The following is a 25,063-nucleotide window of genomic DNA, read 5'->3' as shown; positions in this document are numbered from 1 at the left end:
GAAAGAGCATGTAGGAGTGTGTACGGAAGGTATGGCTAAAACATGGGCTTTCTATAGCCGATGTGAAAAAGAGCATTTTTCGTTCGGTCTCGCCAAAGGCTCAACCTAGTCAGATTTTGGCATTATGCCCAAACCGATAAGGACCTGATCGGATAACCTCTCTGACCAAATCACCCGTTTTAACGGTCAAGATAACCTCAAAGAATTATCTTATACAATTATTATACGTCTTTATTGACCGGTGTTCAAGAAGATAAGAAAAGACAAAAGAAGCCCTTTTTCAAGGGCTTCTTCTCAGTGAGCTTTTTTTTGATTACCGTAGTCGCGCTCTACGACTACATCTTCTCGGTGAGCTTTCTTTACTATGGTGGTCGTGCTCTACGACCATTCTTTATTTCACATCATAGGATTTCATTACTATTCTTAAGTCTTTACCAATTACGTTCCAATCAGACTTATTTGCTATAGCATCTGCTTCTTCAGTTGTATTGGATTCGTTATAAATATTTAAACTCGAGCCGACGTCAAGAACGCTTGCGATTCCACGAAACAAGCTGGGCGTTGAAAGCAAAAACTCGGACATTTTTCAACACCTTCCTATAACTTACTATCCAACATCTTATTAGTCGCTTATTGGCTTGCGACACACTTGCGAACCAACATTTTATTAGTCGCGTATTGGTTAGCGATATACTTTTAAAAAAGCGTGATCAACTGCTGATAACATTTGATACTTAGAACATACCGGCAAGGTCTATCCCTACGCTTTATATTATTATATCAATAACAATAGAACTTTTCAATACACTAATGATTTTTTGCGCTTTTTCCACCGTAACTCCATGGTATTCATTTTTTTCGTCTTTTGATACCATTGCTTCTGAAACACCTAACCTAGCAGCTAACTCTTTTTGTGAAATATTTTTATACAACCTCAACGAAATCAGCAATTTGCCAATTTCATTCAGATTATTAACAGAAGGAAATTCACCGCGCTTAATCTTTTCATATTCCACAAGGTCTTCTTCCAGTGTTAAATAAAAACACCAATATGGATTCATCGCTTGTTTGATTTCTTCTGGTGATAATGACATTTGGTTTAGCGTTTCTCGCTGCAATTCGAGAAATTCTCTGCTATTTTGCAAAGATTTTCTTGCATCTCGATATTCCTTTTCTGAACGAATCATGCTCTTCACCTCCAATAGTTTGTTTTCTTAATCTTAACCTATACGTTAACTTTAATCAATAGGGCTATGACATTGACTTTTATATTTTTATCTGCTAAACTTATAAAAGAATGTATGCTGCTACCTGCCATGCGGCTGATATAAATGGGCAGGAATCAGATTTTACCGCTATCTGTCTGGCGGGATATAAATGGACGGAAGTCAAATTAAAAAGAGTAGAAGCAGTTCTTATAAATCTGCTTCTACTCTTTTTTGATGTAAAAAAGAAAAACCTTCATAGACACAAGTCCTGAAGGGTTTGACGGGACAGAAACACTTCCTCCGTCAAAAATATTATATCATACAGATAATTAATTTTCAATTTGTTGATTTTTTATTTTAAGCATTATCCTCTCAGCTGATTCTTTCACTTTCCGTTCTGTTTCAGCTTTTTTGGTTAAAAATCTTTTTGCAAGCTCACCCCTTAATACCGGAATCTCTCTCATTGATGCAGGCACTATCATCACTCCTTGCAAAATTGGTCTTACATATGATTCTGTGTTAACGTACTAGACAGGCTCGTTGACCTGTCTTTCTACTTAAAGTATAACACTTTTTATAATTTAGGAAAATACTCACTGCGGTTGGCTGGAAATTTATGCGCTGTTGGCCGTTACCTTAGCCATTGTAATTATGGCTAAATCGTCTTAAAATGACAAAGGAGCCAGCGGCATCGTTACTGCCAAAGGCTCCGATAATAGAATAGGGAAAGGAGGTACCAAAATGGAAATACACATCCGGATCTCGCCCCGTGTAGTTCTTAAGGTACTAGCTCTTGCAGCTATTGCCTACAAGATCTACTCCTAACTCTACTCCTGCCGTCGCCCTTGGACAAGGCGGCGGCTTTTGTCTTTGTCTACCTTGATTGTACTATAACGTGGTACTAAATGACAAGTTTTAAGCTACGATTTTTTAAATTCCGCCAGTAGCTCTGCTGATGTGTACGCTTTGCCAGGGCCTTTGGCAGTCAATTCTTTCTGTACAGCTTTTTCGCCTCGTTGCCACTCTTGCGACCAAAACCAAGCTTGCTCTTTGGGCTTGTTGGCCCTTGCTTTCAGTCTTAAAAGAGCGCTATCGGAAACTTTCATATCTTCACTAGAGTGAATACCATGATCTTTGTCTTCTGTATACCAACCAGGCATCTCAACTTCTTCTGAAAATCCCTTATAAGTTAACGTTATTAACTTTGTACCACGAGTCATCTCTTGGCCGGTTTCCGGACAAATTCTCGTTTCCATACATACCACGCTCCCTTCATATAAAAAGTAAATAGTTTATCATTTATTCATCTTGCTCGATTCAAACTGATGGATTGATTCAATAAGTCTCCTATAATCTTCTGGATTGCTTCTAATTAGAAGATTTTCCATGATATTATCATATTCTTTTTTTGGTAAAATTACTACCCCGCTGCTATAGAGATCAAGTAACATTTGAGCCCCTACTTTTTTATCCCAATCATCGATTTTGTTTAATAGAATTTTGATATTTAGTGTAATCGTTTTCTGGTTTTTTATTTTATTTTCAGATACTTCAACAGCATGAAAACCTTGAACATGTTCTCCATTTACATAAGAAATTGCCTCGTTTAATCCTTCCACGATAGCGGCAGCAAGAGGACTAAGTTTTTTCTTTTTCATTAATTCAACCTCCTAAAAAGCGCAATAGCTAACATGCCATTGCGCTTTTTTCTAATTCAATCATTTACCTAATTCGATTGATACCACTGCAATTTCATTTTATTTTCCGGAGCATTGATGGCTGCCGTTTGCTGATCTAACAGCGACGTCCTGGGTTGCACAACGTATTCTGCTTCTTTAGCTTTCCGTTCCGCATCCGCCTCTTTTGCTCCATAAGTAAAGGTTTGCGGCTGGGCTGTATTGACCGTGGTAGCAACGGCCGGTTTGACATCAGCTCCATAAACAACCGGCATGGCTCCCAATTGCGCCACTTGTTTTTTCTCATTATCGGTCATTTCAACAGGCTGCGCTGCCGGCTTAATCTCTTTCTTTTCTTCTTTTGGCTTGCCTACGATGGCCTCTTTAATGGTGGTAAAGATTCGAGAAAACCAGCCCCAAATGCCGCCTGATTTTTTCTTAGGCTTTTCTTCTTTAACTGCCGTTGTTTTAGTATCATTGACTTTTTCAGCGGCAGTCGTTGTTGCGACGGTTTTCGTGTTTTTTGTTGTGTCCGTCGATTGCAAGGGAACTTGGGGCTTTGCCGTAGGCGAGGTGTTAGAAGTGCTGGTTGATACGTTAATGTCAGTTATTGCCGATACCGCGGCCGGCTTAGATGCTTCTGGTACCGAAGGGGTAGGAACAGAGGCTGTCGCGGTTTGAGCTTCTTTAGCCGATACAAACGCTGAATTTGGATTTTTCATTTCTGACAAATCGATTGATGTTCGCGAATACGGACGAATCATCAATTCGTCATCATTAGGGGCCGCCATTACCGTGGACCCTGCAAGCATAGTCCCCAACACCGTTGCGGCAATCACTTTTCTTGAAATCATGATTATTCCTCCCTGTTAGTTAACTTCTTTTCCATCGGTTCAAGATACTTGTATTTCTACTAAGTTGCGCTTCTGTCTCGGAACTAGTAAATAAGGGCGACCGTGGCGGTTGCGCTTCATATTGTTTCATTCTCGCATTTTGATCCATGAAAATTTCAAGGTATTTTTTTTCTATGATATCGTTACGAACCAAGTCCTCAATGCTTTTTTTCATTTCAACCATTCCATACCGTTCGCCCGTTTCAATTTGGCCTTGCAGCTGTTCTGGTTTGTTTTCGCGGATTATACTTTTTATAGCATGAGTCCCTACCATAATTTCCAGTGCAACTACACGCCCAGAAGAATGTCTTTTAGGGAAAATTTGTTGAGCAACTACGCCGATCAGTACATTTGATAACTGATTACATATTTTTTCCCTGTACTCCGGTGGTGTTACACTGATGATTCGGCTAAATGCTTCTGGAGCACTCGCCGTATGGAGCGTGGATAATACCAAGTGACCTGTTTCGGCGGCTTCTATGGCCGTTAAGGTTGTTTCGGCATCGCGCATTTCCCCCAACATAATCACGTCCGGGTCTTCGCGCAAGGCCGCTCTCAATCCATTTTGAAACGATGCAGCGTCCGAAGGAATTTCCCGCTGGTCTACATTGCATCGTTTATGAAAGTGCAAATATTCTACTGGGTCTTCTAACGTAATGATATGCCCATCTCGTGTCTCGTTTATATAATCTACAATGGACGCTAACGTAGTTGATTTACCACAACCGGTTGGCCCCGTTATGATTAACAATCCGTTAGGCCGGTTGGCAAAAGACGTAAAAATATCCGGCATTCCCAACTCTTGCAACGTAAGGGGACGTGGGTGAATGACTCGAGCTGCAAAAGCATACGAACCTCTTTGTTTGTAGGCATTGACCCGAAAACGTCCAACATTGGTTATTGGAATATTAAAATCTACATCTCCCCGTTCCTTAAAGCGGAGGCTCAGTTCCTCAGATAATCCAACATAGTAATCAAAAATTCGTTTTGTATCTTCCGGGCGCAATTTATCGTGTTGGAGCCTTGCGATTTTCCCATCAATTCTAAAAGTTGGCTCTGCGCCAACTGTAAGTAATAGATCTGAAGCTCTTTGTTTACAAGCTTGAATCAAAAGGCTTTCCATCATCTCTTTGGCAATTTGTTTATCGTTGGAATCCATGAAACTCTCCTTTCTTTAACCAAAAATTAGTCATTATAATATTCATCCTCTTCTTCGGTCTGCGTAACCGCTTGGCCATTCGCCGCATTGGCTCTAATGTATAACTTTCCACCCCAATAAGACCAGCCGTTAAGAACGAAGGTCCAAATCAAGAAGGTAAGCCCAATTCCCAAAATTCTCGGCAAGCCGCCCATCGATACGAAATCGTTAATAGTGAAGACCAAGAAATACAAAAATACCATCAAAACGTAATTCAAAATGATAAACAGCAACGAATTTCCAATATTGGCCTGGGCCGTATCAAACAAATCTAAACAGGCTTCTTTCATGCTGCTTTCCTTGTAGATAATACTAAACAGTCCAAACACCAATGTTACGGATAAAAAAGACATAAGGCCCATGAAGAGAATTGGGGAAAGATTGAACCCTTCAATCGCATATTTCAAAAGCAAATACACCACAAAAAACATACCGGTCCGGAGAGTGTATTTTTGAATCGCCATTTTGACATCGCTATCTTCGTCTTCTACTTCAAACAACACTTCCGCTGTTTTCTGCATTAGACCAACAAAGCAAATACTCCCCATTACGACCGATACGATCAAAGCCAAAAAAGCACCGAGAAAAATAATGAAGTCACTGGTTTCGTAGCGGAAAGCAAAATCATACACCATAAACCAAAATGAAGTTGCCGCAGCCCATCCAAAAATCTTTAACTTTTGCATTGTTCACGCCCCTTTTAAAAGCTATTTCCTAGCCCAAAAATAAATTGTGTCGGTCTACTTCCAGACTTTGCGACATCAAATCGCATAATGCCCATACCGGTTTTAATTCTTACACCAACGCCAACCCCTGCAGCGGCTTTCGAAGAAGACAAGCCCCAAGAACGACCTGCATCGCCAAATAAAACGGCTTGTACTGCATCGGACAAATTTCTTCGATATTCCACATTTAACACAGCACCTCCAGTTCCTCGAAGATTATATTCTTCCACACCTCTTACCGCTTTTTCACCACCAAGTGAAAACTGTTCGGCGGTAGGTAGATCTCCGCCGGCTAATTGCGTGGTAAAACGAAATGCCAGGGACGTTTTCCCTTTTTCGTCTAGCGGCATATAATGCCTAATAACGGATTTGAACTTTTCGAACGAGACGGTCCCACCTAAGATTTTCAACCCGTTGTCCAGTTTTAAATCAACAATAGATCCCTTGGTTGGGTTTTTGGTATCGTCAGTGGTGTCAGCTATATAGCCCAAGCTCAAAACTCTTAATACATCTCTCCTACTAGTCGTATTCTCTTCAACCGTTTGCGTTTCCATTCTTACGCCGGTAGTAAATTTAAACCGTGGATCATCATGCAACGCTTTTTCATAATAAATTGACCCTCCCTGCGTTCCCTCTGTATAACTATTACCATCAACAGTCCCCTTAAAGTGAGTTTTCCAAAGGCCCAAGGCCAAAGAATCATTACTCTGATGATAAAAGTTATCTCTGTATCTAAGGCTATATTCAGAGTCATCCGGGTTATACCGAATAGCAGCACTCACTTCTTTGCCTTCTCCATGAAGATTGTTTTCTTTCACTGAGCCCGTCAAAAAAGTGCCGGACCTTGTGCTGGTTCCTCCACCAAAGCGCCATTCTCCACTTAATGGCTCAGTGACTACAAAACGCAGTATAAATTCCCCTTTTTTTGCATCTGGGACCAGTTCCGCATGAACCTTGTCGAAATAGCCGCTATCTGTTAACTTGTTCAGTGCTTTATCGATATCTTTTTTGGATAGCGTTTTCCCTGGTTTTAAAAAGCTGACTAATTTTTTCGCTAACCACTCTTTCGTCTTTTTTAAGCCTTGAAATTCGACTTTTGACATGATTTTTTCTTCAACGACGAATTTAACATTTCCATCGCCATCAAATTTAACTTGGGTAACTTCAGCTAAGCTTCCCTTATCCTTCAGCTCTTTGTTGATACGCTCTGTTTCCGTTTTCAGCTTGTCATGCGTTAACGTATCCCCCTGCTTTAGCGAGGTTGTTTTATCCGAAACCTTGGCGCCTTCAACCGATACTTTTTTTATCTCATGAGCTTCCGTTACATGCAAAAAAACGGTGCACCCTTCCCCCATGGGAACAATTTTGGCTTTTACTTCGTCTACCATGCCACTTGCAATCAACCGATCCAGATCCGCCTGTAGCAGCTTAGTATCCAAAGGTTTGCCCGTTTGAGTACCTGTCACATATGGCATCAGTGTTTTAGCTTCAATGGTCTCTGTTCCAACGATATAGACATTTGATACCGTTGGTGCTGTTTCCGCATCGGCAGCCGTGCTCCAGGTTAGTCCCATAAGCGGAACTAATCCAGCTAGAAGAAGCGATAACCCTTTGCGATATGCAGCTTTATGGGAGTTTCTTTTGCAAAGTCTCATGCACTTTCCTCCAGTTTTTTACATGCCATGGTGATTTGATTCGGAAAAATTTGACTTGAAATATAGGTTTTTATAAATAAATGCATATTTTCTCGGAGTGTTAAACTATAATATTTTCCGTTGTAAAACGGGCACGTCAAAAAAGTGGAATTTGAAAATAGTGCTATGCAATATATAGGCACTTGATCTCCAATTATCGTCGTAACTTCTTTCTTAAGCGCTATCATTTCTTGATGCGTGCTTAGTTCACAGGCTGCGTTGTGAGGGCCCATAATTAAACCGAAGTTTTCATCTCTAACTCCGGGGGCATAATACGGCTTAACAAAGATGATTCCGCCGGAACCGGCATAAACAGTAGAGCCATGATAAAAACCAACTTGTTCCAACCCTAACGAACGCAAGCGTTTAGAGAACTCTTTTTCCATCAAAGGGTGAAACGTATTCCAATCTTTCAATTCGAGTAATGACTGGAGCCAGATAAAAAAGCAAAGCTCAGCAATAGCTAAGTAGGCAAACTGATAGGTTCTAAGATGACCCATAATTTGGAGATAGCAAAGGTAGGCATGTAGTCCGTAAAAGAGTGTAGTGTATCGATTCGTGCTAACAATGGACATCTACATCGTCTCCCAAAAGTGGTCTTTTTTTTAGTATACGGAGATGAAATCAAAAATTAGGCGTGGGGACGTATTTCTTCGTTACTTTTTTAAAAAAAATCTGCAGCTTTACTAAGTAAGCTTATTTTAGCTTAAGTAGATAGTATATATACGAGAGCCGGGAAGCCGCGAAATTACTGGCTTCTTTTACTCTAAAAATCACTAAAAGGGGTGGTATCACTCACTATTTGGGGACGTAGAATCACTGATTGGGGAAATCAAACTCACTTTTTGGGGGTTCCACTGTCACTTTATGGGGAGTTTAATCTCACTTTTTGGGGAACATGACTCACTATTTAAGGAATTAAGGTCAAAGCATTATTAAGTATCACTAAATGAGGAGTATTTTTATTGATTTTCCTAAATAGTATATATAAGGGGGCCTGAAGCCTTTGATATAAAAGGACTTTTTGGGGCTAAAAATCACTAAATGGGGAACTAAAACTCACAAAATGAGGAGTGCTTTTGGTACTGCTTGCAAGAAGAATACTCACTAAAAGAGGAATCGTTTTTTCTAATGTAATTATAAGGAGGGCGACAAAGCCCGGAAACACTGGAGTGGTATCTCCTAAAGCTCACAAAATGGGGATAAAAACATCACTAATTGGGGAGTTTTATTCTAAAGACAAAAAAGATGAGATTTAAAAAGAATCACTAAATGAGGAAAGACTTCTTTATTTTCATATTGTATTTATAAGGGGCTGCCAATGCTCTTGATAATACTGGATTTTTTCCTTCTAAAACTCACGGAATGGGGAAATAAAACTCACAAATTGAGGAGGAAAAGGTTCCTTTTGGAAAGAAAAACAATCCAAAAAATGGCAAAAATATAATTTTTTGTAATAAACTCACTAAAAGGGGAAATGAATGCAAATTACGCCCTTGTTAAACCATCACTAAATGGGGAAAAAAGAAGACTACACTGGCTCAATGTAGTCTTCTTCTAAGTATCACTAAATGGGGAAAATTTTGTCGATAGTGCAAGGATTAAGAGCCAAAAGAGAGTTGGGAAAAATAAATTTTGGCACCAAAACCTCACGGAATGAGGAATCAAAACTCACATAATGAGGAGTATGAGGATGGGATGGTATTTTAACAAAGCCAGATATAATGCCGCTATGGACGTTCAAATCTTTCTTTAAAACTCACAAAAAGAGGATTTTATCATTTCGTAGTAGCAATGAATATAGAAATAATCACGCTTTTAGTTTTTAGTGATGTTTGATACAATGATACAAGATTTAACGATTTATATTAGGAGGGACTCCCGTGAATGGATCGTCGATTGTTAGTGATATAGGAGTTGAGCTAATTCCGTACTCCGATAATAATCTAGACAATTACATAGTAAAGAGTCCTGAACTGGTGGAAGCGCAGTATTCGCTGCAACTCTATGAAATTAAGCTGTTATCATATGTTATTTCTCTTATCAATCCAGATGACGATGTTCTTAAAACCTATACGTTCTCTTTTAGTGATGCTACGCGAATTATGGGTGAGAGCACAAGTAATCGGAAATACGAGTATTTGCGTAAAACCATCTTTCAAATGCAAGAGCGCTTCGTCTATCTTCCAAACAAAAACCTGGAAATTAAAGACCGGCCACGCGTGCCTTGGTTTACGCTAGCGCAGGTGAACTCCAAAGATCGGACCGTGAGTTTGCAATTGCATGATCAACTTAAGACCTATTTTTTAAACCTTCCCAAGTTTACGAAGTATCAGTTCCGGTCTATATGGAGTCTTCGCAGTACGTATTCTGTACGAATGTATGAGTTGATGCGCAAAAACTTTTGGATTGACTCTCAAACGGGAAATATTAAGAAAAATACATGTGATTATACGGTTGCTGAATTGAGAGAAATGTTTGGAATTCAGCCGCACGAGTATAAAGTATATGATAATTTCCGAAAACGTGTGATTCATCAAGCTCAAAAAGAAATGAAAATGAGCACCGAATTGGCATTCGAATATCGTGAAGAAAAGCTTGGAAGAGCCATTCATCGTATTTATTTTACAATCTTCCTAAACAAGGATATTACCAACGATGAAGACGATGATATTCTCCCCTTTCAGCCATCGCCACGAAAAAAACGTAAAGCAGCTGCCGAAGCGGGGCTTTCAACGGGAGATCCGGTGGAGGATATTGTTACGCTATTAAAAGCTCATGGCGTTTATAAGAGCATCAGCCGGAAGTGGGTAAAACAATACCCTGTAGAACACATCAGAAACAACCTGGAGTATGCTTTAAAAGCCATAGACAAAAGCGCTAAGCCAATCGAATCAAAGTCAGGATTTATTGTTGCTGCAGTACAGGAAGATTGGTTTGGGGAAAAGAAGGAACAAGAAGCGCAGCAAGAGGAAACCAAAAAAACAATTGAGCTTACCATTCAAGCTCAACACGAAGAACAACTGGCATTACTCCCCAATGAAGTCTCGAAGGAAGATATGGAGCGAGTAAACAATTTTCTAAATAGTATCGATGCGGAAACCATACTAGCACTACGATATCAATGCAAAGAGTATCTTCAGCGAACAAGTCCAGACGGATGGGGACAATTCTTTGCTCCTGAGAAAAACCACCCGGCTCACGAAAACATGTTTAAAACCTACCTGCTTACCGTGGGCATTGTTCCAAAAACAAACAAAAAAACAAAATAAAAACAAAACAAAAAAACAAGCCTCTTGGGGAGTTCCCAAAAGGCTTGTTTTTTATATGGCACCGCGGCGATTTAACTCTTCCAGCATGGCTAGCCCACCGTATTCGTAGATATTGGTTTTATGGTGTTTAACCATCTTCTTGATTAAGTTGCGCAGCTCGTTGGTGATTTCGGCGCCCTTAATTCGTGAAGGTTTGTTTTTGTAATCTAAATATACCTCCCACCCGGGAAGCATGGTTTCCATACCTGTCTTGTTCTTAACTTTTTGCAATAAGGCTTTGGCTACGAACAAGCGCATGGTTTTATCTTCCGATTGGGCATTAAAAGCAATATCGATGAGTTCGATCAAATCGGCTGCCATTTTCAATTGCAGTGTTGACGAGGGGTTATCGTCAATATTTAAAAGTGCATCATCTTCTGGATCAATTATTGATGGTTGGTTGGTGTTAATTCGGCTTGAACCTTGTAAAATGAATTCGGCTTCTGTTTGACGAGGAAGAGTGCTACTGCCTCGCGGCTTTTGTGGAAGTGCCATAGAGCAGAACTCCTTTCTCTATATTAGATTAATTTTTCGATCTCTTTGAACAATGCCTTTACCTCTTCTGCCGATTTGCTTTTAGGAGCATATTCAATAACGCCAAGGCCTTCTGTTAAAGAACGTTTATAGTCTTGGCGAACAGATAAGGTTGAATTGAGACTATATAGATTATACTGATCCAAAAGCTGTTTCATGGATTCGTGCGATTCCTTCGCAATTACGGTATTACTCATTACCATATTGAAAAAGACGCAGGCGTTAATATCTGCATAGACCCTCGAATCTTCGAGAATCCTAAAGGTATCTTCTGTGGCCCAAATGTCATACATAGAGGGTGCTGTAGGAATAATTAAAATTCCTTTTGCAGCTGCTAAAATAGCCGAACGCAAAACCTGCGTCTCTCTGCCGCCGACGTCAACAATCACGTAATCAAAGTTGTTGAACGAAGGAACCACCTTATTGATGGTTGGAGTAGTAATGGCCACCGCCTGGATCGTGTTCTTCTCCCCCAGGGTTTCGACACGCAGTTCATGGAATGCCATGGTGCTGCCTTGTGGGTCGGAGTCAACCAATAAGACGGAGTACCCTTCTTGTGCTGCAGCAATGGCTAAGTTCGCTGAAATGGTGCTTTTCCCTACTCCGCCTTTAATATTTGCAACAACGATCGTTTTCAAAATATACACCTCCCAATGGTTTTTACTTATTATACACAAAAACAATAGAACAAACAAGGCAAAGAAAAAACAAACAAACAAAAAAACAAGGAAACAAAAAAGCCGCTACGAAGCGTAGCGGCAGTACTTCAACATCGTATTATATAGGAATTTGAAGTTTTTGTTTCATGGCATAATAAAAGTTTTTAACAAGAGTGGGATCAAATTGCGTTCCGGCATTCTCGGAAAGCTCGTCTAAGGCCTCTTCAGGAGATATTGAATTGCGGTATGGCCTTATCCCTACCATGGCATCATAGGCATCTGCTATGGCAAGTATGCGAGCCTCAATAGGGATATTTTCTCCTTTAAGGTTATCTGGGTACCCTTTTCCATCCCAGCGCTCATGATGGCTGCGTGCAAAAATAGCACAGCTTTGAAGAATTGGAAATGAAAAGCGAACTAGATAATCATATCCGAAGGCCGGATGAAATTTTATTTGTTTGTATTCCTGATCGGTTAGGGAGCCATCTTTTTGTAACAACGCTAGGGGCAACTGGATTTTCCCCATATCGTGGAGCAAGCCTGAAACTCGAATCAGACTAATCTTTTCAGAAGAAAAGCCAAGTACTTTCGATAAAAAGCTCGCATGACGCTGAACCGAACGAGAATGAATGTATGTGTAGGGATCTTTCGTTTTGAGGGTAGTGACAAGGGCAGCAATAATTTCTTCGGTATTGCGTTCTTGCTTTTCTAACAAAAAAACAGTGGTCAAAGCACTTTGCACAGCCTGGGTGGCCAACTGGACGCAGGCAATAGTTTGATCTGTGGGTCTTTCGGTAAATAGGGCGGAAAAGTGGCCAACTTTTTCGCTCCAAGGACTAAATAGCGGGTACTCAATGGTTTTATGCCGAAGTTCTTTCTTTTCGATTTTAGCTATCTTAACCAAAGGAATGAATTGATCGCCTCGCATGTGAAGAGATAAGTCCTGGTAAGAAGTTAATAAAAACTTCATTTCGCATTCCGCGGCGCCGGCTAAAAGGCGAAGAGATTTCATATTTCGTATTAAAACTTCAGTGAAAAGATAGCGTGGGTCAGAATTCGAGTCCTGGACTGAATAACTGATTGGCGAAAAACTTGCTAATTCTTGAGCTAAAGAGGTTCTTTTCAATTAGCCCACCGCCTTCCATAAGGTTAAATAAAGGACTTAATTGGTTTTCCCGGCTTTTTATGAATAAGACGGTCGGCAACAAGAACATGTCCTTTTCCATGGCTCTTTACTTTATATTGAGCCTGATCCGCGGTGGAAAGAAGATCGGTTGCGGTTGTTGCGCAATGTGGGAATGTGCTTACACCAATGGATAGAGTTGATTTGACCTCTTCCCCCGTATCTTTCATCTTTCCCTTAAACCCTAATGAGGAAAAAGAGGTTTCAATCTCGTTTGCAATGCGTTCGGCAACGGCAATATCTGCACCTGGAAGAAGTACACAAAACTCGTCTCCCCCCGTCCTAAAGGCGGAGTCGTTGGTACGGATGGAATGGGACAAGATTTCCGACAAGGTAATTAAAACCTTATCTCCTTCCGGGTGCCCGTGCGTGTCGTTGATCTGCTTGAAATAGTCTACGTCGATTTGGATCAAAGAAAGCGGAATGGTAAATTGGCCGGCCCGTTCTACTTCAAGGGGCAATCGGTTATCGAAGAAGCGGCGGTTAAAGAGTCCTGTCAATCCGTCAGTTGTCGCCATTCGTTGTGTCCGGTCATATAGCTCTGTTTTTTCTAATTCCGGTGTAACATGCTTAACGATTAAATAGCATAAGTTAATCTTTTCGTTTAGCTCTTCACCGGTACCATCAAAACCGACCGATAATACACCAAGAAAAGTATCATCTCCCATAAAAAAGGGAGTTGTGAAAACCGTGTTTATGGGTTTGCCCATTTGCGTGGTGGTATCGTCTATCGTATAGATATGAGGAGTGCGGTTATAATACCTCGAACCTGGGATGGCTTCACCGGCTCTAAGGGTATTAGCCGGCATTACGATGGAATTGTCCCCGGTGTAACATTCAAGCTGCAGTAGTTGGTCGACGTCACTCCAAATATAAAAACTAACCGCTGTGGCCTGCGTGGTCTCTTGCACCGTCGTGCAGATCCGTTCAAAGTTTTCTTTTTTATCATACCCAAGCTTTAAGCGATCCATGAGGGTGTAATACTTCCCTGCTTCCTGGCGGCCGATGCGGGTTGAAGAGGCATTTTTTGCTTCTAAGTCTGCTTTTTCCTCGGCCAACTTATTTACTCGCCGTAAGGCCTTGTCTAGTAATTTTTGTTCGTGTACTAGGTATTTCGTGCCGGCGATCATGATAAAGCAAACCAGGACATTAAATAGTAAGGCGCCCATGGGGGTTAAGGATGGCAGCATGGCTTGAATCAAAGCACAGCTGGTAGTGGCGCCAATCAATGTTGTATATACCGCCGGCAAACACCGGAGTAAGAATTGGCTGATCGCTATAGTGGAAAACATGTAGAGGAAAACGGGCTGTCCGGTAATAATGGTTGCATACGATAATACGGCCACCTCAAAGAGGGCTACAGCCGCATTTACATAGGGGAATTGCCTTGGTAAAAACGTTAATAAGAGGGTAAGTAGATCAGCAAACAGGAGTGGGCCTCCCCAGTCTTTTTGGAATATGACTTCCACACTGACCAAAAGGAATTCCCACTTCATTGCGATAACAGCCAGCGGGATAAGTTGACGCAAAATATCCATTCTTGACCTCCTATTCCATTCAAAATCAAAATTTCTGCGTATACTTTAAATATGAGCTTATTTTTAGTATACGGAAAGAACCATAAAAATTTTGAAAAAGGAGAGTAAGAATGAAAAAAAAATGGCTCGCAGCGTTGACGCTAGCTTGTCTGCTTGCAACGGATGTAAGCGCCTTTGCAGCCGAAGCAGATAACGGGGAGTCGACAGTGTTTAGAAAAAAAATCAGAGGCGCTGCGGAAAAGGCTATCGCTCAGCAGGAGAAAGACGCGTCCGATAAGCGAAAAACAGAAGGATTGATGCCATTTTTTGTGAAAGCCAACGAAATGGCGAAAACCGGAAAGTATGAAGACGCTGCCAAGATTTTAGAAGGAGCGCAAAAGGAATTTCCTACCGCAAAAGAATATGACCCATATATGCGCTGGCTAGTGATTTATCATTATCGAGCGGGTCATTACCAGGACGTTGTATTTTTGCTCTTTAATTATAAAAACATGAATTCTATGTATGCCAACATGCTTGCTGGATCCTATCGTCAAATGGGAATGCCGAAAAAAGCCGAAGCGGTCCTAGAACAAGCGGAGGCAAAACTGCCGCATGAATTTAAAGTACCCAAAAAACCACCGGAAATCGGAACACTAAGCGATCTAGATACCAAGTACCCTTGGCTCGCGGGAATGTTTGTGTTTTCGGAAAAAACGATATTGGCCTATACAAACTTGAATGACAGCAAGGATGCCGGCAAGGTTATTCAGGCAGTGGATGATTACTGGAGATGCGTTCCGGATCTAGCGGGTCCGGCTGTTCTCCCCTACAACGATGTGTATGGATTTGATCTTAGTGACGTCGCATTGAGCACAGGGTTTGTGTTATTGGCAAACGGCGACGAAGATAATGCGAAAGGAATGTTGAATTGGTATGTGGGACACAAAAAACCGAAAACAGATTTGGACAAGCGGCTTCTTGAGGAAGCGACAGCACTCATCGACGGTATGGCGAAAAAAGAGTAGTGTCTTTCTCATAGTAGCATTTTTCTTTGTGATTGCTGCAGTAGCCAGCCCGGCTCTTGAATGGGTCAATACCAAAATGGCAACTAACACTCCTATTGGTACGGTAGAACTTTTTTTCAGCTACCTGGGTGATAAACGGTATGATGATGCAGGTCAATTATATGTTGAGCCCCGAGTAGGAACCGTTTTGCAAAGTAGTTTACCCCAGGCCGGGTTGCTCCTGGAAAAAGCGCACACGTTGGCCCAGGATTCGGAATATGCAGTTGTAGTGATTGATGTAAAAGCAGGCTCGCATAAACACGAAGGAGCCTTTTATCTTAAAGCAATGGACTCAGGCTGGCGCATTCTCCCAGCTCCTGAAGGAACGGATAAAGAACGACTAGAAAAGTTACTGCAATAAGCAAGGCGTGAGATTTATCTCGCGCCTATTCTTTTTCTCAAAAACAAACAAACAAACAAACAAACCACATAACAAACAATAACACAGCTCTTTTGAAATAGAGTATAAAATCTCGTACGATAACAGTGTAAATTAAAATTTTGGCACATAGCCATAAGGAGGAATTTCCATGAGAAAAAAATATGTTTTCAAAACGAGTTGGGGTTACAAGATGGTTCCGGCTCAAGAACTTCGTTCAAATTCGATCGAGAAGCTGTTGTTTTTAGAGCGTAAGATTTGGCCTCATGTGTTAGCCTATGAAGTGCTGCCCTATGGAGCAGACTTTAACGAGGTAATTATCAAGGAGCTTGAATCAGGCGAAACAACAATGGTTGGGAAGTTTGATCTTCCGCTTGATATTACTCCAATGGAGGCCAATACGTTTTTATCTCGAGGGAAAGAAAAAGGAGAAGACCGGCTGGCTATCTTAAAAGAAGCCATCACCATGTGTATAGGGCCATGCGCAGTAGCTCAAATCCATGATGTGGTGGGAGATTTGAAAGCGAGTTTTCTTCGCCCTAACCTCAAGATGGTGCTAGAACAACTGTAGTCTCAAAAGAGTGACGTTAATTAACGCCACTCTTTTTTTACGCATAAAAACAAACAAACAAAAAAACAAACAAAAAATATATTGACAAAACGAAAATCCCAAGCGTATACTACAGGCAAATAGACAAACAAAAAAACAAACAAACAAACAACAACCGAAAGGGGGGAGGCGCTCAGGCGCCGGCAAGGATGAAGGAACAGATTGCGAGATTGGAACAGGAACAAATGAGTTTTTGCTTTTTTGATGAGGAGTATCGAAAAAAAGAAGGGTTTCGGATTTGTGGTACTTGCGGTCGGTATGAACCAGATCAGCCGATGTCTCCTCTTTGTGAAGATTGCAATACGAAAACCTGTGAAGGGTTGGTAAATCGCCCGGCATGGGTGAAAGCATAACAAACAATAAAACAAACAACCAAACAAACGAAGCAACAAAAAAACAATAATGAGGAGGGGGCCATGAGCTTTTTAAACTATGACAACTGCCATAAATGCCATGATTCAAAGCGGCAGCTATTAGTACGGCAGGATAAGCAAGGAATTGTCTTGGGTTATAAAATTCAGTGCGTTTCTTGTGGCAATGAAACAAAGTGGCATTCTTCGGTAAATTTAACTCGGAAAGAGTGGAATGGTGAAATTTTAATTGGGTGTGATCTAGTAGCCAAAGCTGCAAAGCGTCTCATCGAAGAGCTCCAAGAAGAGTTTCCTTTTACCTTTCCCCATAAGCCGTTATCCAAAGTCCCATTAAAAATTGGAATTGCAAATGAGGTAAGAGATTGGGCACAAGCTAGAGGGTACTCTCGTGATGTAGCTCGGAAGGCGATGCAGTTCTGGTGTGATGGTCCTCGATATAAACAAGCGTTGGCAAAACCGGACGCGTATCGAGTCGATTTGTATGGGCGGTATGTGGAACCAGTGAAAAAAGTACAGACGCCTATATTAGTAAGGACTGTGGCCATTAAAAGAAAATGCAAAGATGTAATGGCAGCTCTGGAACGACTTGCTTTAGCGCAAGGCTTTTTATCGACGGAAAAGATTCTGCAGGGGGAATAAGCATGATTTGCGACAGTAATGACTTATACCATGCTATGCTTGCGTGTGCAGCGGCGCATGTTGAACAAAAAGACAAGGCTGGGAATCCTTATTTAATGCACCCTCTTGCCGTTGCAGCAGCGGGAGCGGATTTGGATGAAATCGTCTTGGGATTGCTTCATGATGTTGTGGAGGACACCGAAGATACGGTGGAAACGCTCCAAGAAAAATACGGTTTTCCGGATGCTTTGATGAATGCGCTGGAAGCCATATCGAAAAAGGACGGTGAATCCTTAGAATCGTATCTAAAACGTGTTGTTCAAAATGAATTGGCAGTGCGTGTAAAAATCCATGACATGAATCATAACTCCGATCATTGGAGACTATCCTTGTTAGGACCGCAAAAAGCGAAATTTTTTGCCGAAAAATATGAAAAAGCGAAGCAGCTTCTAGAACAATATAGGTATGAAGCAACGAATCCAATGATCCACTAGAGCTGCTAATGCAGCTCTTTTTTATAAGTCATTCGCTTGAAGTACGTTAAGAACATATGAGGAGGTATGCACCGTGTCCGAAAGAAAACCGTTAAGCTTAGATTTAAGTCAGCAATGGAGGTGCATGTGCTGCGGAAAAATTCTTCCCTACGCATCCAATCTCCATGCATCGAATGAGCATGGGTATCCCAGTGCACAAACAATGGTGGAAGAAGGGAAGCTTGTTCCATTAAAACCGCCGCGTCTTTCAAAAGCACAACTGGAAGCACTTAAAGCAATACGAAAAGAATGCCGGTGCTAAGAAGGGGGTACTGCGATGGCCGTTGCTCAAAAAGCAATGATGAATCTGTTTCCGGAATTGGTAGTGGATAACTTTGCCGGCGGCGGCGGTGCTTCTTTGGGGATCGAGATGGCCATAGGGCGTCATGTGGATATTGCAATTAACCATGATCCTGCGGCCATATCCATGCATCAAAAAAACCATACCACTACAAAACATTATCAAGAGTCGGTTTGGGATATTGACCCGATTAAAGTTACCAAGGGATGGCCAGTGTCTCTTGCTTGGTTTAGCCCTGATTGCAAGCATTTTTCCAAAGCCAAAGGAGACGTACCTGTAGAAAAATCAATTCGCGGCTTAGCCTGGGTCGCCGTTAAATGGGCAGCTACGGTTCGCCCTCGTGTGATTATGCTAGAAAATGTGGAAGAATTTAAAACCTGGGGCCCGTTGACGCCACAAAAAGATGCTTCTGGGAGACTGTATAAATTCGTTACTGACAAAGAGGGAAAGCGAAAAATTGTACTGGCAAAAAAAGATGAAGTGGTACCTTATGATAAGCGGGTAATGGTACCCGATCCAAAACAAAAAGGAAGAACCTTTCGTTCGTTTATTAATGCACTACAAGCAAAGGGTTACGAGGTTGAGTGGCGGGAGCTGCGCGCGTGTGATTTTGGAGCGCCGACCATTCGCAAGCGCCTTTTCATTATTGCTCGCTGCGATGGGCTGCCTATCATATGGCCAGAGCCGACGTATGGAGATCCCGAAAGCGAAGAGGTGAAAAACGGCTGGCGCAAGCCCTGGCGTACAGCAGCGGAAATCATTGATTGGTCCATTTCGTGTCCGTCCATATTTGAGCGTAAAAAAGAGTTATCGGAAAATACGCTGCGTCGAATTGCTCGGGGCATAAAGAAATTTGTTATCGAGAACCCTGAACCGTTCGTTGTCAAAGGAAAACACATTATAAAACCACTTGGAGTGGACGAGATAAAGGAGTCGTGCCAAAACGATGATCAGATTATTTCTCCTACGTTGATCCAAATGGGATACGGTGATGCGGAAGGCCGGCGCGTGCTTGACTTAGAAAAACCGCTGGGTACGATTACGGCCGGGGGGAATAAGTTTGCAGTAGCAACAGCGACATTTGCTCGTAAAGAGGGGGGTGCTGATGCTAAACGCGATTCCTGGACTTGCGATAGTAGTAAGGCATCTTTAGTTTCGGCCTTTTTTGCAAAGCATTACGGCGGCAATTATAAAGGGAGCGGCGCCAATCTAAAGAAACCGGCCCCCACCGTGACCACGGTCGATCATAATGCACTCGTCACAAGCCATTTGCTTAAATTCAGAGGGACTTGTCAACATGGACAGAAGGTAACTGAGCCCATGCCAACGGTTACCGCTGGCGGCAATCATATTGGAGAGGTTCGGGCGTTTCTTCTGAAATATTACGGTGATGGGGAAGAATTGTTTCAAAAAGAACCTTCGCAAACGGCAAGAGTAAAGGAACTGTCAGGTCTTGTTAACATTCAAGGAGAGGTATATCAAATTGTTGACATTGGTATGCGAATGCTGGAGCCTCGCGAATTGTTTCGAGCACAGGGTTTTCCTGATTCGTACATTATTGATTTTGATATGAATGGCCGACGCTACAGTAAAAAAGATCAGGTTGCACGTTGTGGCAATTCTGTTTCGCCCGTCATTCCAGCCGCCCTTGTGAAAGCAAATTTGCCAGACGTATGCCAGGAAGAAGTGCCGGAACGTATTGGGGCTGTAGCGATGTAATCCAAAAAATCAAAAATAGAATGGAGTGAGGTACAGTGTGCAAAGAGTTGCTATGTGAAAGAGCCTATTATTTAACGAAAGAAAAAGACCTTGTTTTGTGTGAAGTTACTGGAAAACAATGCGCGTTTCAAAAAAAAGAAAGCGAAGAAGGTATCTCAATTAACACAAATACAGCCGTTTTTTGCAATTTACCGGATGAAGAGAATTCATGAAATGATTATAAACAAAAGGGTGCTCCAGAATTAAGGAGTACCCTTTTGTTCCACCTAGAATATTCAATGTTTGATAAAAGCAAATAGCAAAAAAATCAAAAAAACTGCTTGGATAGAGTCTGAATACGTATACTAATAGTAGAGACATTTTTTTAGAAAGTAGCAGATAGATCGAAAGGGGGAAAACCGGGGGACGTTCACGCTAATGGGTTTAAACATAGACAGTGCCATTTGAAAACAATAGAAAGGCAAAATCTGCTATTATGAAAATAACGGAGTTAAGAGAAAGAATCCTTTTAGGAAAAATTTATGGAAAAGAGGAAGTTCTCGCATATATTGATGAATTGGAATTAGAACAAACCAAGATTCAAGCTGAGCGAGTATACCATAAAGCAGTAATTTTGGAATTGAGGCAACTAATTACCGCTTTAAAAAAACAAATAAACAAACTAACCAACAAACAAATAAGGAGCGTGTCTTAGTTATGAACAAGGTAATATTAGTGGGGCGCTTAGCACAAGATCCAGAAGTCCGTTATACAGCAAACGGGAAAGCCGTTACGACGTTTTCATTAGCAGTAAATCGTAGGACAGGGCAAGGCCAACAAGATTCTACTGACTTTATTCCAATCGTTGCGTGGGAAAAATTAGCGGAGATCATTGGTAATAATCTTTCAAAGGGCCGACGGATTTTAGTTGAAGGGCGTCTGCAAATTCGCGCTTATGAAGGGCAAGACGGTCAAAAACGCAGAGTTGCTGAAGTCATTGCACAAAACATTGAATTTCTAGATAGTAACCGCGCCACGGGAGCTTCCGGCGAAGGCAGTATTGCCAACAACAGTCAAAACTCTAATCAGCAAGACGGATTCGGCTTCGGGCCAAGTATCCCCGAAGAAGATATTCCATTTTGATATAAGGAGGATAAATGGTGGAAAAACAATTGGAAACTCTTGTAATTCGAAAATGGTCTGGAAGATGGAAAGATGGAACCGGGGCGCCTGATGATGTATTCCCGCCCGGTGGGTATGTGGTTACCCGTCATCGTGGAACAGACTTAGCGCACAGGGTGGAGCATCATCAATCGATTGAAGATGCAATGCGCTTGCATCCAGAAGCTTCATGGCTTCAACCGGACCCGTTAGATGAACCCGATGTCGTTTTGGTAGGTATTTTATAGTTTGTTTTTTTGTTTGTGCGTGTGTTTGTTGATTAAGGAGGTATTAGATGGCAAAAACGAAAAATGAATTCATAAAGGCAGATGAACTAAAAAAAGATTATACGGTCTATGCCAGCTTTTATAATGTGAAAGATCCGGTAACGGCAGTTTCAGACCATACAGAGTCGCAAACAAGACATTTTAGAAATCTGCTTGAAATCCATCATAAATCACTGGAACCTGCCAAAAACAAAACCTATGCGACCTACAAAGCGGAACCTGAACTTATTGTGGTTATGATGAACCCAGGATCTTCCCGCCCGTTGGATGAGAAGTATGAAATTCCTCTTCTTCATGCGGGAATGAATTACAATGAAGAAGAAATTCTCAAAGTGAAAATGGTGAGAGCGAAGCCAGATTTAGCTCAATATCAGATTATGCGCTTTATGAAAAAGGCAAACATCCAATATGCTCGTGTTATTAACTTATCGGACTTAAGAGACGGAAACAGCGATTCGGCTGGCGATAATTTAAACGAAATACGAAGGGTGCCAGTAGTTGGCTGCCTACACTCTATAGTGAACCGGGAAGAAGAATTTAGTCTGGCCATTGGGACCACGGCGCCGATCCTATGTGGATGGGGTTTTAGTCAAAAAGCTTTTGTGCCATTTATTCATAAAGCTATGTCCATGCTTCCGTCTCAGCGGATTTTTGGGGTAAAAAAAGAGAATGGGTGGCCTTGCGATTTTTATTATCCAAGCCCATCTGTTTTGGAAAAGAAACTGGAATGGCTTAGCAATATCGATGAGGTCTATTCGAATTTTAAGAAAGGACAATAAAAAAGATGAACGATAAAAATGAAAACCTTTTAGATGAGGTTGAAGGCATGTCGGATACGCAATGCGATGAGATGGAAAAGGGAATTGCTGCAGCGCAAAACATTCCCGATCCAACCGGCAAGGAATAAAAGAAAGGAGGTCCAATATGCTTACGATATTATTGGGCGATATGAAAAATGGTTGTTCTGGAGTGAATGGCCGACCAGCTGAAAGTGCTGGCGGAAGCTATTTGGACCTGCCTACCTTTCTTTTTTCGGAAAGGAAGCCTTTTTAAGACTGATGCAGGGGAAATACCAGTTCGCGAGTTTGTTGTTGATGCGAATGAGCAATTTAACAACGAACTAAGGCAGTATGTGCGGTAAGATAGATAGGGGTGCAAAGTTGATGGCGCTAAGACTTAACGGTTCGGAAGTTACAATAAAAACAAAAAATCAAGTAGAGGATGAGATTGCAAGATGTGTGATTTCTGCAGCAATTGATTCAAATATTGATCGTAGCGGTCTCTTTTATATGGGAGTAAGCGATTTTTTAAAAATCACGGATAAATGGTCAGAATTAAACCTAAATCAAAGGGAAGATAAAATTTTGCAGATAATAGTTCGGGCGTGGGAGGAGAAATTAAAAGTAGAGCATTTATTTGCAATGATAACGTATATTGAATTTGATAGATTTAATGATCAAATTCTATTTGAATTTCATCCTCAATTTATTCCATTTGTAATAGCCTTTAAAGAGGCCAGTAAAAAGTTGAAGGAGTCAGCTTTGAATGTATGATTCAAATAGTGGGCAATCTATCTTTTCTTTTTTTCGGTCTTTAAGGGAACCAATTAGACAGGCGTTCGCTGGGAAAAAGTTTTCCGTGAAGGGAACGGTGGTGCGAGTTTCTCCATGGGAAGCGAGTTTGTTTATAACGTTAGCCGAAGCGCACGGCAAAGAATCAGCTAACCTAACGGTTTTAGCTTATGATAATGTTTGGGTATTCTCTGATGATATCAATGTTAATGATGAAGTACAGATAAGTGGGCAAATCTCTCTAACTAAAAATGGGACTATTTTGTTGATCGCGGAGTCAATACAGTATGTAGGCAATGGTAATATGCCAGACCAACTCAAAAAATGGAGAAAGGAACACTATGAGCTAATCCATCGAAATAAAAAAAGCCTCCCGCCCGTCTGTCATTCAATCGCATTGATATCAAACGAAAGCATTCATGGATATGGGGATTTTTGTTCAACGTTAAAGACTGGACAATTTGATTTATTTTCAACCAAAATGCAAGGTGCCAACGTGAGTGAAGACATTGCATTGCAAATCAGTGAAATCAATGTCCGGGGAGGCTATGATTGTATTGTTATTGTCCGCGGTGGTGGAAGTCCCAATGATTTATTCGAATATAACCACCCAACTTTGCTGTTGGCGATTGCAAAGTCGAAAATCCCAGTCATCACCGGAATCGGCCATGAAGGCGATTATCTGTTGTGTGAAGAAGTAGCAGACGTGCGATGCTCCACGCCAACCGCGGCTGCAGAGTTGCTGAATAAAATGGCTTCAGAAAGAGAACGACAAAAACAGGTAAATCAGTACAAACGATGGGTATTTATTCTTGCAGTAATTCTCTTTGTGATCTTAATTTTAAAAATTGTTGGCAAATAAATGTCGTCGATTTGGAGTAGCGTAATTGCTCCTGGGGATCAACGACAAATGACACGAGAGAAAATATGGCTTTATCGTTTCTGGATAATGGTATAATTGATTAGGGCTGTTTTGATAGGCAGTAAAAAAGCGGATAAAATGGGTTTAAAGACTACCTATAAGGGTTTGAAACTCAATCGAATGGAACCGATGCCAGCGGCTCTACAGGTTTAAAGACTACCTATAAGGGTTTGAAACTCGAATAACCGAAAAAACAATAAAATACAAGCCTTCAGTTTAAAGACTACCTATAAGGGTTTGAAACAGCAACCAAATCACGGCTAGCCCCCTGCCAGAAAAAGTTTAAAGACTACCTATAAGGGTTTGAAACCCCGGTCGACCCGGGCGGCCTGTTTTCCACTCAGTCCGTTTAAAGACTACCTATAAGGGTTTGAAACTCAGCAAATTGAGGGCCAAAGTTATTATGATCCAGCGTTTAAAGACTACCTATAAGGGTTTGAAACTGGCGGTGGCAGCGGTACGGCTGCTACAGGTGGAACGTTTAAAGACTACCTATAAGGGTTTGAAACGCATTTGCTTCGCTTTGTTCAGCAATCGCGGTACTTCTGTTTAAAGACTACCTATAAGGGTTTGAAACGGTTCTAAATACCTGGACGCTGTGGACCGCCAGACGCTTCGTTTAAAGACTACCTATAAGGGTTTGAAACGGCCAATACGCATCTTTTAGCGACATCTACGATGTTGTTTAAAGACTACCTATAAGGGATTGAAACCGTGTTGCGGCGGAAAACTACCTGCCATCAAATTCCAAGTATGAAAACTACCTATGAGGGGTGGAAATATGTACACATAAGTTGCCTCGCCAATACCAGAAGTTGTTTAAAGACCACCTATGAGGGGTTGAAATGTGCGAGTTGAATCAAAACGCCGCGTGAATGGCATGTATGAAGATCACCTATAAGGGTTTGAAGCAGGAACGTTCAATGGCCAATATTGCATGTGAAGAG

Annotated in this window: 30 protein-coding genes and 1 CRISPR repeat array; of the genes, 16 read left to right on the top strand and 14 right to left on the bottom strand. The window is 41.4% G+C overall.

Features of this window, described 5'->3' with window-relative positions; all coding sequences use genetic code 11:
• Positions 1-391: 391 nt before the first annotated feature.
• From C508_RS0111065 to C508_RS0111015, 10 genes are all read right to left on the bottom strand, one after another.
• On the bottom strand, positions 392-583 hold the full coding sequence (locus C508_RS0111065; RefSeq protein WP_018703636.1) for a hypothetical protein: 192 nt from the start codon (positions 581-583) through the stop codon (positions 392-394).
• 184 nt (positions 584-767) lie between these two features.
• Entirely contained in the window at positions 768-1,187 is a 420-nt protein-coding gene (locus C508_RS0111060) for a helix-turn-helix domain-containing protein (protein WP_018703635.1), read from the bottom strand.
• 350 nt (positions 1,188-1,537) lie between these two features.
• Positions 1,538-1,684 carry a hypothetical protein gene (locus tag C508_RS20365; RefSeq protein ID WP_018703634.1) on the bottom strand — a complete coding sequence of 49 codons (147 nt, stop codon included), beginning with the start codon at positions 1,682-1,684 and terminating at the stop codon, positions 1,538-1,540.
• A 444-nt stretch (positions 1,685-2,128) separates the two neighbouring features.
• Complete coding sequence (locus C508_RS19505; RefSeq protein WP_018703633.1) at positions 2,129-2,464, bottom strand: hypothetical protein; 336 nt, start codon at positions 2,462-2,464, stop codon at positions 2,129-2,131.
• A gap of 39 nt (positions 2,465-2,503) precedes the next feature.
• Positions 2,504-2,866: a hypothetical protein gene (locus tag C508_RS18395; RefSeq protein WP_018703632.1), complete on the bottom strand. Its 363-nt coding sequence runs from the start codon at positions 2,864-2,866 to the stop codon at positions 2,504-2,506.
• 68 nt (positions 2,867-2,934) lie between these two features.
• A complete protein-coding gene (locus tag C508_RS0111035) occupies positions 2,935-3,738 on the bottom strand; it encodes a hypothetical protein (protein WP_018703631.1) in 804 nt (267 codons plus the stop codon).
• A gap of 19 nt (positions 3,739-3,757) precedes the next feature.
• Complete coding sequence (locus tag C508_RS0111030) at positions 3,758-4,936, bottom strand: type IV pilus twitching motility protein PilT (RefSeq protein ID WP_018703630.1); 1,179 nt, start codon at positions 4,934-4,936, stop codon at positions 3,758-3,760.
• Between the two features lie 26 nt (positions 4,937-4,962).
• Positions 4,963-5,661 (bottom strand): hypothetical protein, encoded by a 699-nt coding sequence (locus C508_RS0111025; protein ID WP_018703629.1) that lies wholly within the window; start codon positions 5,659-5,661, stop codon positions 4,963-4,965.
• 14 nt (positions 5,662-5,675) lie between these two features.
• Positions 5,676-7,355: a BamA/OMP85 family outer membrane protein gene (locus C508_RS0111020; RefSeq protein WP_018703628.1), complete on the bottom strand. Its 1,680-nt coding sequence runs from the start codon at positions 7,353-7,355 to the stop codon at positions 5,676-5,678.
• Positions 7,352-7,969, bottom strand: a complete 618-nt coding sequence (locus C508_RS0111015) for a hypothetical protein (RefSeq protein ID WP_018703627.1) — start codon at positions 7,967-7,969, stop codon at positions 7,352-7,354. The genes C508_RS0111020 and C508_RS0111015 overlap by 4 nt, the downstream gene beginning before the upstream one ends.
• Before the next feature lie 504 nt (positions 7,970-8,473).
• Between C508_RS0111015 and C508_RS20560 the strand changes: the two genes are divergently transcribed.
• Together C508_RS20560 and C508_RS0111005 are read left to right on the top strand one after the other, a co-directional pair.
• Positions 8,474-8,653, top strand: coding sequence for a hypothetical protein (locus C508_RS20560; protein ID WP_215731968.1), 180 nt, complete (start codon positions 8,474-8,476; stop codon positions 8,651-8,653).
• 624 nt (positions 8,654-9,277) lie between these two features.
• Positions 9,278-10,666, top strand: coding sequence for a replication initiation protein (locus tag C508_RS0111005; RefSeq protein WP_018703625.1), 1,389 nt, complete (start codon positions 9,278-9,280; stop codon positions 10,664-10,666).
• Between the two features lie 51 nt (positions 10,667-10,717).
• On the opposite strand, the gene C508_RS0111000 is transcribed toward C508_RS0111005, so the two are convergent.
• From C508_RS0111000 to C508_RS19500, 4 genes are all read right to left on the bottom strand, one after another.
• A complete protein-coding gene (locus C508_RS0111000; RefSeq protein WP_018703624.1) occupies positions 10,718-11,200 on the bottom strand; it encodes a hypothetical protein in 483 nt (160 codons plus the stop codon).
• Between the two features lie 23 nt (positions 11,201-11,223).
• The gene (locus tag C508_RS0110995) at positions 11,224-11,886 is read right to left on the bottom strand and encodes a nucleotide-binding protein (RefSeq protein ID WP_422664644.1); all 663 of its coding nucleotides are present in this window, start codon (positions 11,884-11,886) and stop codon (positions 11,224-11,226) included.
• 130 nt (positions 11,887-12,016) lie between these two features.
• Positions 12,017-13,024: an HD-GYP domain-containing protein gene (locus tag C508_RS19850; protein WP_018703622.1), complete on the bottom strand. Its 1,008-nt coding sequence runs from the start codon at positions 13,022-13,024 to the stop codon at positions 12,017-12,019.
• A gap of 23 nt (positions 13,025-13,047) precedes the next feature.
• Positions 13,048-14,619: a sensor domain-containing diguanylate cyclase gene (locus C508_RS19500; RefSeq protein WP_018703621.1), complete on the bottom strand. Its 1,572-nt coding sequence runs from the start codon at positions 14,617-14,619 to the stop codon at positions 13,048-13,050.
• Positions 14,620-14,729: 110 nt separating this feature from the next.
• Between C508_RS19500 and C508_RS0110980 the strand changes: the two genes are divergently transcribed.
• From C508_RS0110980 to C508_RS0110905, 14 genes are all read left to right on the top strand, one after another.
• Positions 14,730-15,626 (top strand): tetratricopeptide repeat protein, encoded by an 897-nt coding sequence (locus tag C508_RS0110980; protein WP_018703620.1) that lies wholly within the window; start codon positions 14,730-14,732, stop codon positions 15,624-15,626.
• A 28-nt stretch (positions 15,627-15,654) separates the two neighbouring features.
• The gene (locus C508_RS0110975; RefSeq protein WP_018703619.1) at positions 15,655-16,026 is read left to right on the top strand and encodes a hypothetical protein; all 372 of its coding nucleotides are present in this window, start codon (positions 15,655-15,657) and stop codon (positions 16,024-16,026) included.
• A gap of 169 nt (positions 16,027-16,195) precedes the next feature.
• Entirely contained in the window at positions 16,196-16,615 is a 420-nt protein-coding gene (locus C508_RS0110970; protein ID WP_018703618.1) for a hypothetical protein, read from the top strand.
• Between the two features lie 188 nt (positions 16,616-16,803).
• A complete protein-coding gene (locus C508_RS0110965) occupies positions 16,804-17,007 on the top strand; it encodes a hypothetical protein (RefSeq protein WP_018703617.1) in 204 nt (67 codons plus the stop codon).
• Positions 17,008-17,070: 63 nt separating this feature from the next.
• Complete coding sequence (locus tag C508_RS19495; protein WP_018703616.1) at positions 17,071-17,664, top strand: ProQ/FINO family protein; 594 nt, start codon at positions 17,071-17,073, stop codon at positions 17,662-17,664.
• 2 nt (positions 17,665-17,666) lie between these two features.
• Complete coding sequence (locus tag C508_RS0110955) at positions 17,667-18,137, top strand: HD domain-containing protein (RefSeq protein ID WP_018703615.1); 471 nt, start codon at positions 17,667-17,669, stop codon at positions 18,135-18,137.
• Between the two features lie 73 nt (positions 18,138-18,210).
• Entirely contained in the window at positions 18,211-18,438 is a 228-nt protein-coding gene (locus tag C508_RS20360) for a hypothetical protein (RefSeq protein WP_156817620.1), read from the top strand.
• A 15-nt stretch (positions 18,439-18,453) separates the two neighbouring features.
• The gene (locus tag C508_RS0110950; protein WP_018703614.1) at positions 18,454-20,196 is read left to right on the top strand and encodes a DNA cytosine methyltransferase; all 1,743 of its coding nucleotides are present in this window, start codon (positions 18,454-18,456) and stop codon (positions 20,194-20,196) included.
• Positions 20,197-20,892: 696 nt separating this feature from the next.
• A complete protein-coding gene (locus C508_RS0110935; protein ID WP_018703611.1) occupies positions 20,893-21,318 on the top strand; it encodes a single-stranded DNA-binding protein in 426 nt (141 codons plus the stop codon).
• Positions 21,319-21,335: 17 nt separating this feature from the next.
• Positions 21,336-21,584: a hypothetical protein gene (locus C508_RS0110930; RefSeq protein WP_169342530.1), complete on the top strand. Its 249-nt coding sequence runs from the start codon at positions 21,336-21,338 to the stop codon at positions 21,582-21,584.
• A 47-nt stretch (positions 21,585-21,631) separates the two neighbouring features.
• Positions 21,632-22,402 (top strand): hypothetical protein, encoded by a 771-nt coding sequence (locus C508_RS0110925; RefSeq protein ID WP_018703609.1) that lies wholly within the window; start codon positions 21,632-21,634, stop codon positions 22,400-22,402.
• Between the two features lie 5 nt (positions 22,403-22,407).
• The gene (locus tag C508_RS20840; RefSeq protein WP_018703608.1) at positions 22,408-22,530 is read left to right on the top strand and encodes a hypothetical protein; all 123 of its coding nucleotides are present in this window, start codon (positions 22,408-22,410) and stop codon (positions 22,528-22,530) included.
• 256 nt (positions 22,531-22,786) lie between these two features.
• Positions 22,787-23,176, top strand: a complete 390-nt coding sequence (locus tag C508_RS0110910) for a hypothetical protein (protein ID WP_018703606.1) — start codon at positions 22,787-22,789, stop codon at positions 23,174-23,176.
• Positions 23,169-24,056, top strand: a complete 888-nt coding sequence (locus C508_RS0110905) for an exodeoxyribonuclease VII large subunit (RefSeq protein ID WP_018703605.1) — start codon at positions 23,169-23,171, stop codon at positions 24,054-24,056. Before C508_RS0110910 ends, C508_RS0110905 begins: the two co-directional genes overlap by 8 nt.
• A gap of 142 nt (positions 24,057-24,198) precedes the next feature.
• A CRISPR array of direct repeats spans positions 24,199-24,829; the repeat unit is 30 nt; unit sequence GTTTAAAGACTACCTATAAGGGTTTGAAAC.
• Between the last annotated feature and the right edge of the window lie 234 nt (positions 24,830-25,063).

The sequence above is a fragment of the Anaeromusa acidaminophila DSM 3853 genome (assembly GCF_000374545.1).
Lineage (GTDB): Bacteria > Bacillota > Negativicutes > Anaeromusales > Anaeromusaceae > Anaeromusa > Anaeromusa acidaminophila.
Note: the sequence above shows the minus strand (reverse complement) of the source record. Positions and strands in the feature narration are given on the sequence as shown.

Coding starts and splice junctions, on each gene's coding strand:
- C508_RS0111065 (WP_018703636.1), bottom strand. CDS start 583: ATGTCCGAGTTTTTGCTTTCAACGCCCAGCTTGTTTCGTGGAATCGCA.
- C508_RS0111060 (WP_018703635.1), bottom strand. CDS start 1,187: ATGATTCGTTCAGAAAAGGAATATCGAGATGCAAGAAAATCTTTGCAA.
- C508_RS19505 (WP_018703633.1), bottom strand. CDS start 2,464: ATGGAAACGAGAATTTGTCCGGAAACCGGCCAAGAGATGACTCGTGGT.
- C508_RS18395 (WP_018703632.1), bottom strand. CDS start 2,866: ATGAAAAAGAAAAAACTTAGTCCTCTTGCTGCCGCTATCGTGGAAGGA.
- C508_RS0111035 (WP_018703631.1), bottom strand. CDS start 3,738: ATGATTTCAAGAAAAGTGATTGCCGCAACGGTGTTGGGGACTATGCTT.
- C508_RS0111030 (WP_018703630.1), bottom strand. CDS start 4,936: ATGGATTCCAACGATAAACAAATTGCCAAAGAGATGATGGAAAGCCTT.
- C508_RS0111025 (WP_018703629.1), bottom strand. CDS start 5,661: ATGCAAAAGTTAAAGATTTTTGGATGGGCTGCGGCAACTTCATTTTGG.
- C508_RS0111020 (WP_018703628.1), bottom strand. CDS start 7,355: ATGAGACTTTGCAAAAGAAACTCCCATAAAGCTGCATATCGCAAAGGG.
- C508_RS0111015 (WP_018703627.1), bottom strand. CDS start 7,969: ATGTCCATTGTTAGCACGAATCGATACACTACACTCTTTTACGGACTA.
- C508_RS0111000 (WP_018703624.1), bottom strand. CDS start 11,200: ATGGCACTTCCACAAAAGCCGCGAGGCAGTAGCACTCTTCCTCGTCAA.
- C508_RS19500 (WP_018703621.1), bottom strand. CDS start 14,619: ATGGATATTTTGCGTCAACTTATCCCGCTGGCTGTTATCGCAATGAAG.
- C508_RS0110980 (WP_018703620.1), top strand. CDS start 14,730: ATGAAAAAAAAATGGCTCGCAGCGTTGACGCTAGCTTGTCTGCTTGCA.
- C508_RS0110970 (WP_018703618.1), top strand. CDS start 16,196: ATGAGAAAAAAATATGTTTTCAAAACGAGTTGGGGTTACAAGATGGTT.
- C508_RS0110965 (WP_018703617.1), top strand. CDS start 16,804: ATGAAGGAACAGATTGCGAGATTGGAACAGGAACAAATGAGTTTTTGC.
- C508_RS19495 (WP_018703616.1), top strand. CDS start 17,071: ATGAGCTTTTTAAACTATGACAACTGCCATAAATGCCATGATTCAAAG.
- C508_RS0110955 (WP_018703615.1), top strand. CDS start 17,667: ATGATTTGCGACAGTAATGACTTATACCATGCTATGCTTGCGTGTGCA.
- C508_RS0110950 (WP_018703614.1), top strand. CDS start 18,454: ATGGCCGTTGCTCAAAAAGCAATGATGAATCTGTTTCCGGAATTGGTA.
- C508_RS0110935 (WP_018703611.1), top strand. CDS start 20,893: ATGAACAAGGTAATATTAGTGGGGCGCTTAGCACAAGATCCAGAAGTC.
- C508_RS0110925 (WP_018703609.1), top strand. CDS start 21,632: ATGGCAAAAACGAAAAATGAATTCATAAAGGCAGATGAACTAAAAAAA.
- C508_RS20840 (WP_018703608.1), top strand. CDS start 22,408: ATGAACGATAAAAATGAAAACCTTTTAGATGAGGTTGAAGGCATGTCG.
- C508_RS0110910 (WP_018703606.1), top strand. CDS start 22,787: ATGGCGCTAAGACTTAACGGTTCGGAAGTTACAATAAAAACAAAAAAT.
- C508_RS0110905 (WP_018703605.1), top strand. CDS start 23,169: ATGTATGATTCAAATAGTGGGCAATCTATCTTTTCTTTTTTTCGGTCT.